General features: G+C 55.2%; 8 protein-coding genes and 1 pseudogene. 2 read left to right on the top strand and 7 right to left on the bottom strand.

Going from position 1 to position 9316, the window contains the following annotated elements; genetic code table 11:
* A partial coding sequence (locus CRO59_RS27625; protein ID WP_143503318.1) for a pyridoxal-phosphate dependent enzyme occupies positions 1 to 226 on the bottom strand: 226 nt, incomplete at its 3' end.
* Positions 227 to 391: 165 nt separating this feature from the next.
* Here CRO59_RS27625 and CRO59_RS27620 point away from each other — a divergent pair.
* Positions 392 to 901, top strand: a complete 510-nt coding sequence (locus CRO59_RS27620) for an Lrp/AsnC family transcriptional regulator (protein WP_015096488.1) — start codon at positions 392 to 394, stop codon at positions 899 to 901.
* 3 nt (positions 902 to 904) lie between these two features.
* Here the strand turns inward: CRO59_RS27620 and CRO59_RS27615 are convergent.
* Positions 905 to 1090: pseudogene (locus tag CRO59_RS27615) on the bottom strand (response regulator transcription factor); the annotation flags it as partial.
* Positions 1091 to 1713: 623 nt separating this feature from the next.
* On the opposite strand from CRO59_RS27615, the gene CRO59_RS27610 reads away from it, so the two are divergent.
* Complete coding sequence (locus tag CRO59_RS27610; RefSeq protein ID WP_000027050.1) at positions 1714 to 2574, top strand: broad-spectrum class A beta-lactamase TEM-116; 861 nt, start codon at positions 1714 to 1716, stop codon at positions 2572 to 2574.
* 1090 nt (positions 2575 to 3664) lie between these two features.
* Here the strand turns inward: CRO59_RS27610 and CRO59_RS27600 are convergent.
* The 5 genes from CRO59_RS27600 to CRO59_RS27580 form a co-directional block, all read right to left on the bottom strand.
* Entirely contained in the window at positions 3665 to 4390 is a 726-nt protein-coding gene (locus CRO59_RS27600; RefSeq protein ID WP_097093117.1) for a biotin/lipoyl-containing protein, read from the bottom strand.
* Between the two features lie 84 nt (positions 4391 to 4474).
* On the bottom strand, positions 4475 to 7174 hold the full coding sequence (gene mdeB / locus CRO59_RS27595; protein ID WP_015096484.1) for an alpha-ketoglutarate dehydrogenase: 2700 nt from the start codon (positions 7172 to 7174) through the stop codon (positions 4475 to 4477).
* A 282-nt stretch (positions 7175 to 7456) separates the two neighbouring features.
* Positions 7457 to 7882, bottom strand: a complete 426-nt coding sequence (locus CRO59_RS27590) for a hypothetical protein (RefSeq protein ID WP_177325103.1) — start codon at positions 7880 to 7882, stop codon at positions 7457 to 7459.
* A gap of 58 nt (positions 7883 to 7940) precedes the next feature.
* Positions 7941 to 8405, bottom strand: coding sequence for a hypothetical protein (locus CRO59_RS27585; protein ID WP_015096486.1), 465 nt, complete (start codon positions 8403 to 8405; stop codon positions 7941 to 7943).
* Positions 8406 to 8526: 121 nt separating this feature from the next.
* Positions 8527 to 9316: 1-aminocyclopropane-1-carboxylate deaminase (locus tag CRO59_RS27580; protein ID WP_256581065.1), on the bottom strand; the 790-nt coding region annotated here is incomplete at its 5' end.

The raw sequence follows: 9316 nt of genomic DNA, 5'->3' as shown, positions 1-9316 counted from the left end.
TGCCGCCGATCGACACCAGCGTGTCGCAGCCCTGCGCCAGCGCCTCGGGGATCAGGTATTCGAGCTTGCGCGTCTTGTTGCCGCCGAAGGCCAGGCCGCTATTGCAGTCTTCACGCTTGGCATACAGTTCCACCTTGCCGCCCAGGTGCTCGCTGAGGCGTTTCAAGGGAGTGATGGGGGATGGACCGAAGGTCAACGGATAACGTTCAAAACGATTCAGGTTCATGGCGCTGTTCCTTGATTGTTGTGATATCCAAGCTCTTTTACGGAGGCTTCGATGAATCAATCTTAAGAAAAAACCTGAAAATTTGTGTTGCAAATTACAGCAATTAATAGATGCTTTATTCCGTACATAAAAACAAAACACTAACGTTATTGTGCAAAAAACAATATGAACGCAATAAAAAACCATGTTAAAGCAAACGAAAAAGCTGCAGAGCCGTTGCAGCTTGATCGAACCGACCGTGCCATTCTGAAGGCGCTGCAGCGAGACGCGTCCATCTCCAACGTGGCGTTGGCGGAAAAGGTGAAATTGAGTCCGCCTGCCTGTCTGCGTCGCGTCGACCGACTCAAGCAGGCCGGCTTGATCAAGGCCATCGTGGCCCTGCTCGACACCGAAGCACTGGATGCGGGAATGGTGGTATTGATCGGTGTGGTGCTGGACCGCTCCACCCCGGAATCGTTTGCCGCCTTCGAAGCCGCCGCGCAAAAAGTCTCGGGCTGCATGGAATGCCACGTGGTGACAGGCGAATTCGACTACTTCATGTTGTTGCGGACCAAGGACAGCCAGAGTTTCAACCGCCTGCATGCCGACCAATTGTTGTACCTGCCGGGCGTCAGGCAGATCCGCTCGTTCATGGGGCTGCGCCAAGTCCTGTCGACGCCGCAAATTCCCCTGTGAGACTCAGATCAGCCCCAGCGTCAATGCCTTGAGCGTTGCGGCCGCACGGGTGGTGCATTGCAGTTTGCGGAACACGCTCTCGACGTGGGTCCGCACGGTGCTCGGACTGATGCCGAGTTGACGCGCCACCTCTTTGTTGCTCCCGCCCATGCTGATGCGCTTCAGGATTTGTGTCTCACGATCCTCTAGAGTCGACCTGCAGGCATGCAAGCTTGGCACTGGCCGTCGTTTTACAACGTCGTGACTGGGAAAACCCTGGCGTTACCCAACTTAATCGCCTTGCAGCACATCCCCCTTTCGCCAGCTGGCGTAATAGCGAAGAGGCCCGCACCGATCGCCCTTCCCAACAGTTGCGCAGCCTGAATGGCGAATGGCGCCTGATGCGGTATTTTCTCCTTACGCATCTGTGCGGTATTTCACACCGCATATGGTGCACTCTCAGTACAATCTGCTCTGATGCCGCATAGTTAAGCCAGCCCCGACACCCGCCAACACCCGCTGACGCGCCCTGACGGGCTTGTCTGCTCCCGGCATCCGCTTACAGACAAGCTGTGACCGTCTCCGGGAGCTGCATGTGTCAGAGGTTTTCACCGTCATCACCGAAACGCGCGAGACGAAAGGGCCTCGTGATACGCCTATTTTTATAGGTTAATGTCATGATAATAATGGTTTCTTAGACGTCAGGTGGCACTTTTCGGGGAAATGTGCGCGGAACCCCTATTTGTTTATTTTTCTAAATACATTCAAATATGTATCCGCTCATGAGACAATAACCCTGATAAATGCTTCAATAATATTGAAAAAGGAAGAGTATGAGTATTCAACATTTCCGTGTCGCCCTTATTCCCTTTTTTGCGGCATTTTGCCTTCCTGTTTTTGCTCACCCAGAAACGCTGGTGAAAGTAAAAGATGCTGAAGATCAGTTGGGTGCACGAGTGGGTTACATCGAACTGGATCTCAACAGCGGTAAGATCCTTGAGAGTTTTCGCCCCGAAGAACGTTTTCCAATGATGAGCACTTTTAAAGTTCTGCTATGTGGCGCGGTATTATCCCGTATTGACGCCGGGCAAGAGCAACTCGGTCGCCGCATACACTATTCTCAGAATGACTTGGTTGAGTACTCACCAGTCACAGAAAAGCATCTTACGGATGGCATGACAGTAAGAGAATTATGCAGTGCTGCCATAACCATGAGTGATAACACTGCGGCCAACTTACTTCTGACAACGATCGGAGGACCGAAGGAGCTAACCGCTTTTTTGCACAACATGGGGGATCATGTAACTCGCCTTGATCGTTGGGAACCGGAGCTGAATGAAGCCATACCAAACGACGAGCGTGACACCACGATGCCTGTAGCAATGGCAACAACGTTGCGCAAACTATTAACTGGCGAACTACTTACTCTAGCTTCCCGGCAACAATTAATAGACTGGATGGAGGCGGATAAAGTTGCAGGACCACTTCTGCGCTCGGCCCTTCCGGCTGGCTGGTTTATTGCTGATAAATCTGGAGCCGGTGAGCGTGGGTCTCGCGGTATCATTGCAGCACTGGGGCCAGATGGTAAGCCCTCCCGTATCGTAGTTATCTACACGACGGGGAGTCAGGCAACTATGGATGAACGAAATAGACAGATCGCTGAGATAGGTGCCTCACTGATTAAGCATTGGTAACTGTCAGACCAAGTTTACTCATATATACTTTAGATTGATTTAAAACTTCATTTTTAATTTAAAAGGATCTAGGTGAAGATCCTTTTTGATAATCTCATGACCAAAATCCCTTAACGTGAGTTTTCGTTCCACTGAGCGTCAGACCCCGTAGAAAAGATCAAAGGATCTTCTTGAGATCCTTTTTTTCTGCGCGTAATCTGCTGCTTGCAAACAAAAAAACCACCGCTGGTAGCGGTGGTTTGTTTGCCGGATCAAGAGCTACCAACTCTTTTTCCGAAGGTAACTGGCTTCAGCAGAGCGCAGATACCAAATACTGTTCTTCTAGTGTAGCCGTAGTTAGGCCACCACTTCAAGAACTCTGTAGCACCGCCTACATACCTCGCTCTGCTAATCCTGTTACCAGTGGCTGCTGCCAGTGGCGATAAGTCGTGTCTTACCGGGTTGGACTCAAGACGATAGTTACCGGATAAGGCGCAGCGGTCGGGCTGAACGGGGGGTTCGTGCACACAGCCCAGCTTGGAGCGAACGACCTACACCGAACTGAGATACCTACAGCGTGAGCTATGAGAAAGCGCCACGCTTCCCGAAGGGAGAAAGGCGGACAGGTATCCGGTAAGCGGCAGGGTCGGAACAGGAGAGCGCACGAGGGAGCTTCCAGGGGGAAACGCCTGGTATCTTTATAGTCCTGTCGGGTTTCGCCACCTCTGACTTGAGCGTCGATTTTTGTGATGCTCGTCAGGGGGGCGGAGCCTATGGAAAAACGCCAGCAACGCGGCCTTTTTACGGTTCCTGGCCTTTTGCTGGCCTTTTGCTCACATGTTCTTTCCTGCGTTATCCCCTGATTCTGTGGATAACCGTATTACCGCCTTTGAGTGAGCTGATACCGCTCGCCGCAGCCGAACGACCGAGCGCAGCGAGTCAGTGAGCGAGGAAGCGGAAGAGCGCCCAATACGCAAACCGCCTCTCCCCGCGCGTTGGCCGATTCATTAATGCAGCTGGCACGACAGGTTTCCCGACTGGAAAGCGGGCAGTGAGCGCAACGCAATTAATGTGAGTTAGCTCACTCATTAGGCACCCCAGGCTTTACACTTTATGCTTCCGGCTCGTATGTTGTGTGGAATTGTGAGCGGATAACAATTTCACACAGGAAACAGCTATGACCATGATTACGAATTCGAGCTCGGTACCCGGGGATCCGCGACAATGCCTTGGTTTCCACTGGCCCGTACTTGGCAAAATCGACCACCGGCCACGGCAGCAATCCGCCCAAGGGTTGAGCCGCCGAGGAAGTGGCCGTCAGCGGCTGAGCGCTCAAAGCCCCTTTCACATGGGCCAATACGTCATCTTTGGTGATGCGATGACGCAGCCCGGTCCCTTGAATACTTTGCAGCGAAATTCCCAGCTCTCGGGAAAACTTGCGCACCGAGGGCGATGCCAGAGGCAAGTTTGTCAGCAGACCAGGTGCCTCGATTGAAGCGACCGGCATCGGCTCAACCTCTATTGCAATGGGCTCTGCCGTCGATTCAACGACTGGCTGTGGCTGAACCAGCACTTGCGCTGGCTGCGATGCTTGCAGTTCACACTCGACCAAAGCAATCGGCGAGCCTTCACTGACTTTATCGTCCAGTTTGACCACCAGAGATTGCACTACACCGGTGTGCGACGATGGAATTTCCATGGACGCCTTGTCTGTCTCGACAATGATCAGGGTTTGTCCCTCGACTACCGCATCCCCCACCTTGACCTGGATTTCGATAACCCCCACATCCTTGGCATCGCCAATGTCAGGCATACGAACTTCATGCACGTTATTCATAAACACTTCCTGAAAAGTAGTCAGGCCGGTGCCAGCCGGCATGACCTGTAAGACCCAAAATTCGATACGATCCAACGCCAGCCGCTAGGCTTCCCAAGGCGCCATGCTGTCAACATCGATGGTGTACTTGGCGATGGCCTCGGCACAGACACTCGCATCAAGAAGCCCCTCATGAACCAAGGCAGTCAGAGCGCTCAAAACGATCTGATGGCGGTCAACTTCGAAGAAGGCCCGCAGTCTGGTGCGGGTATCGCTGCGGCCGAAACCGTCGGTGCCGAGCACGGTATAACGGGCGTCGAGATAGCTGCCGATCAACTGTGGCAAGGCGCGAACGTAATCGGTACAGGCAATGATCGGCATCGAAGCGTTGAGCGACGCGTGCACGTGACTCTGCCGCGCCGGTTGATCGGGGTGAAGACGATTCCAGCGTTCCACTTCACGGGCATCACGTGCCAGCTCGGTGAAACTGGTGACGCTCCACACTTGGCTGTCGATGTCCCAGTCGCTGGCGAGTAATTCGGCTGCGGCAATCACTTCGCGCAGAATCGTGCCGGAGCCCAATAACTGGACGCTACCTCGGGCATGCTCCACCTCATAGCACTCAAACGCATACATACCCTTGATGATCGCGTCTTCGACACCTTCCGGAAGGTTGGGTTGTGGGTAGCTCTCATTCATCAACGTGACGTAGTAGAACTCGTCCACCTGGTGCTCCAGCATCTGGCGCATGCCGTGGTCCAGAATCACCGCGAACTCACCGGCGAACGCCGGATCGTAGGCGCGGCAGTTGGGCACCATCGACGCCATCAAGTGGCTGTTGCCGTCCTGGTGTTGCAGGCCTTCGCCGCCCAGGGTCGTGCGTCCTGCGGTGGCGCCGAGCAGGAAGCCGCGAGCGCGTTGATCCGCCGCCGCCCAGATCAGGTCGCCGATGCGCTGGAAGCCGAACATCGAGTAGTAGATGTAGAACGGCAGCATGGGCAGGCCATGTACCGAATAACTCGTCGCGGCGGCCACCCAGGAACTGATCGCACCGGCCTCGCTGATGCCCTCTTCTAGAATCTGACCGTCCAAAGCCTCGCGATAGCTGAGGATTGAACCAATGTCTTCCGGCTCATAACGCTGGCCGACGCTGGAGTAAATGCCGATCTGCTTGAACAGGCTGGCCATACCAAAGGTACGCGCCTCATCGGCCACGATCGGAACGATGCGCGGCCCCAGTTGCTTGTCCCGCAGCAACCCGCTGAGCATCCGCACGAAGGCCATGGTGGTGGACATTTCCTTGTCTTCGGCAGTGATCGCAAACCCGGCATAGCTATGGATGTCCGGCACCGCCAATGACACGGAGGTCGAAGGCCGCGTAGGGATGTACCCGCCCAACACTCGACGACGTTCATGCAGGTAACGCATTTCAGCGCTGTCTTCCTCGGGCTTGAAGAAGCTCAGGGATTCAGCCTGCTCATCGGTCAACGGCAAGTTGAAGCGATTGCGGAACGCGATCAGCGCGTCCCGGTCGAGCTTCTTCTGCTGGTGCACGGTCATCTTGCCCTGCCCGGCATCCCCCATGCCGAAGCCTTTCTTGGTTTGCGCGAGAATAACCGTGGGCTTCTTGCCTTCGAGCATTGCGTTTTGATAGGCGGCAAAGATCTTTACCATGTCGTGACCACCGCGTTTGAGGCGATCAATCTGCTCATCGGTCAGACCCTGGGCCAGATGAGCCAAAGCCTCGTTCTGGCCGAAGAAATGATCTCGGTTGAAACGCCCGTCTTTTGCCGCGAAGGTCTGGAACTGGCCATCGACGGTGTTGGACAACGCATTAACCAAAGCGCCATCGGTATCCCGCGCAAACAGGCCATCCCAATCGGAGCCCCAGACCAGTTTGACGACGTTCCAGCCGGCCCCACCGAACAGTGCTTCAAGCTCATCGATGATGCGGCCATTGCCACGAACCGGACCGTCCAGACGTTGCAGGTTGCAATTGACCACCCAGACCAGGTTGTCGAGCCCTTCCCTTGCGGCCAGAGTCAGCGCCGACATACTTTCCGGCTCGTCCATTTCCCCATCGCCGAACACGCCCCAAACGGTTCTGCCCTTGGTATCTTGCAAACCCCGATGGTCCAGATAACGCATGAATCGCGCCTGGTAAATCGAACTGATTGGACCGATGCCCATGGACCCGGTCGGGAATTGCCAGAAGTCTGGCATTAACCACGGATGCGGATAACTCGACAAGCCGCGCGCACCATTGGCTCGAGCGCCAATCTCCTGCCGATAGTGCTCCAGATCCTTCTCGTCGAGACGCCCCTCAAGAAAGGCCCGGGCATAGACACCCGGTGCTGAATGCGGCTGATAGAACACCAGATCGCCGCCGTTACTTTCGGTTCGCGCCTTGAAGAAGTGGTTGAAGCCCACTTCGAACAGATCAGCGGCGCTGGCGTAACTGGCGATGTGCCCGCCCAATTCGCCATAGGCATGGTTGGCCCTGGCTACCATGGCCAACGCATTCCAGCGCATGATCGAGGCGAGGCGCTCTTCGATGGCCAAGTCTCCCGGAAACACCGGCTGACGCTCGACACTGATGGTATTGATGTAGGGAGTGCCGTGGGTGGGCTGCCAGCCAATGTCCGAGGCGCCCGCCACGGCCACCAGCATGTCGAGGATTTTTTTGGCTTGGACACTGCCACCATGGGCAATTACCGAAAGCAAGGCATCACGCCATTCGGCGACCTCTTGAGTATCTTCAACGACTTGGCCCGGATTTTGGACCTGAAGATCAGATGGATTCATAGCCACCTCCAGCAAATTGATTGAACGCATCAAAACCTTGGAAAACGCTGTCTTCACAGCTGCCCGATTCACTGTTGCAGTTGTTGATACTTGCCGTCCTTGTTCCACTGGTACATCACATAGTCGGAACGAGTCAGGTCACCCTATTCTCAAATCAGCCTGTGCCGCCGCCGGTAATGGCAATGCCATACACAGCCACAGCGCCGAGCGCTCGCACATGTTGCTATTCATCTGAAGGTGCTCCTTTGTTGTTATTGAAATAAGCATCAACGGCGGCACTGCTCAACAGGTCGATGCAAGCGAAGCAAAACCGGGGGCGTCAATTTCAAGGCGCTGTGAAGAACTCACCCGCGCCAGGCGTTTAACTTGCTCCACCGCGTCAATGACGGAACGTTCGGCTCGGGCGCCCTCTGCTATCTGGTAGATGCTTGTTTTGCGCATCGATAAATCATGTAAAAAACGCTTATCCAGTTCCCCGGCGATTACAAGGAAGTAGTCACACTCCGGGGCTTGCAGACCGACTAGAAACCCGGCGTCCGCTGCGTCGACATGCATCAGCGCGATGTTGTCGAAGCAACTGAAACCGTGATGTATCAGATCAACGTGGTCACTACTGAGCCCTATCGCGACAACAACGACGCGCGTACAACTGGAAGGCTCGCGCACCCACTTCCTGGATTTAAAGCGATAGTCGGAAGTTCGGCTCACAGGCGTTGTCTTTCTTATTTGAGTGGTTGATTCAACAGGTGAATTGATGCTGTCTTCGTCAAATGACGCAGCGTTCTTGCAATACGCTTTTCGCCAAGGTCCGGGTCATCGATAAAATCATCTCCACCTGTTTATCCATCGCAGCGGTGGACTGGCCTGTATTTCCCGGATTCACGACACGCAATGGATGGCCGCAGACAGACCCCAGCCAGGCAAGGTCCGGTATCGGGCTGACGTCAACATCGAGTAAAAAGCAGCCTTTGGATACCGAACGCAGCAGTTCACTGGCGTGACAACTAGAGACCTGTGGTGACTCCACTGAATTGAACCCGACACGCAACCAGTCGAGCATCAACTCCCTGGGTTGCTTGACGACCAGATAGGCAACCTGATCCCAGTCGTCGATCGCCACATGCAGCTTGTCAATCACGTATTTGGGTAACGCGGCACTGGTAACGATGACAACCCCGGCATTCGCCAGAGGCTCTTTGACCCAGACGGCGAACTGCGATATCGCATGCATGGCGGTACTCCCGCGTGAGTTGGACTTGAGTTGGCAAAGGGAACGACTGGAAGACGCAATTACTGTAGAAGCGGGCTTGCCCGCTCCTACCCAGTCCTGCGTTTTCCTGGCGGCGCCAAGCTCAGCCGTTGCGAAACAAGAAGCTGTAGGCGTTCAACGCAGGTGCGCCGCCCAGGTGGGCATAAAGAACTTTGGAGCCGTCAGGGAATTCCCCGCGGCGTACCATTTCAATCATGCCGTGCATGGATTTGCCCTCGTAGACCGGATCGGTCAACACCCCCTCAAGACTGCCGCACAGGCGAATCGCTTCCAGCGTCCCTTCGTTGGGCAAGCCATATTCCGGATAGGCGAAACGCGTATCGAGCACCACATCCTCTTCAGTGATTTCGCGCCCCAGCTCCACCAGTTCAGCGGTATGTCGAGCGATACGCAGGATCTGCGCCTTGGTTTGCTCCGGTTTCGCCGAAGCATCGACCCCGATCACGTTTTTCGAGCGACCGTCAGCCGCGAAACCGACGACCATGCCGGCCTGGGTACTGCCGGTCACCGAGCAGACCACGATGTAGTCAAACTTGAAGCCCAACTCCTTTTCCTGCTGCCGCACTTCCTCAGCGAAGCCGACAAACCCGAGCCCTCCATAGGGATGCTCGGAACAGCCCGCCGGAATTGGAAACGGTTTGCCGCCGCGCTCCACGACATCGCTCATGGCCTTTTCCCAGCTCGGCCGAATTCCAATGTCGAAACCTGCAGCATCAAGCCGCACATCCGCTCCCATGATCCGCGACATCTCGATGTTGCCGACGCGGTCATATACAGCGTCGGAGTAGTTCACCCAGTTTTCCTGCACGAGCACGCACTTCATGCCCAGGTGGGCAGCCACGGCCGCAACCTGGCGTGTCTGGTTCGACTGG

The sequence above is a fragment of the Pseudomonas sp. LAMO17WK12:I5 genome, from assembly GCF_900215165.1.
Classification (GTDB): domain Bacteria; phylum Pseudomonadota; class Gammaproteobacteria; order Pseudomonadales; family Pseudomonadaceae; genus Aquipseudomonas; species Aquipseudomonas putida_A.
The sequence above is the reverse complement of the archived record's forward strand: the minus strand, read 5'-3'. Positions and strand labels throughout refer to the sequence as shown.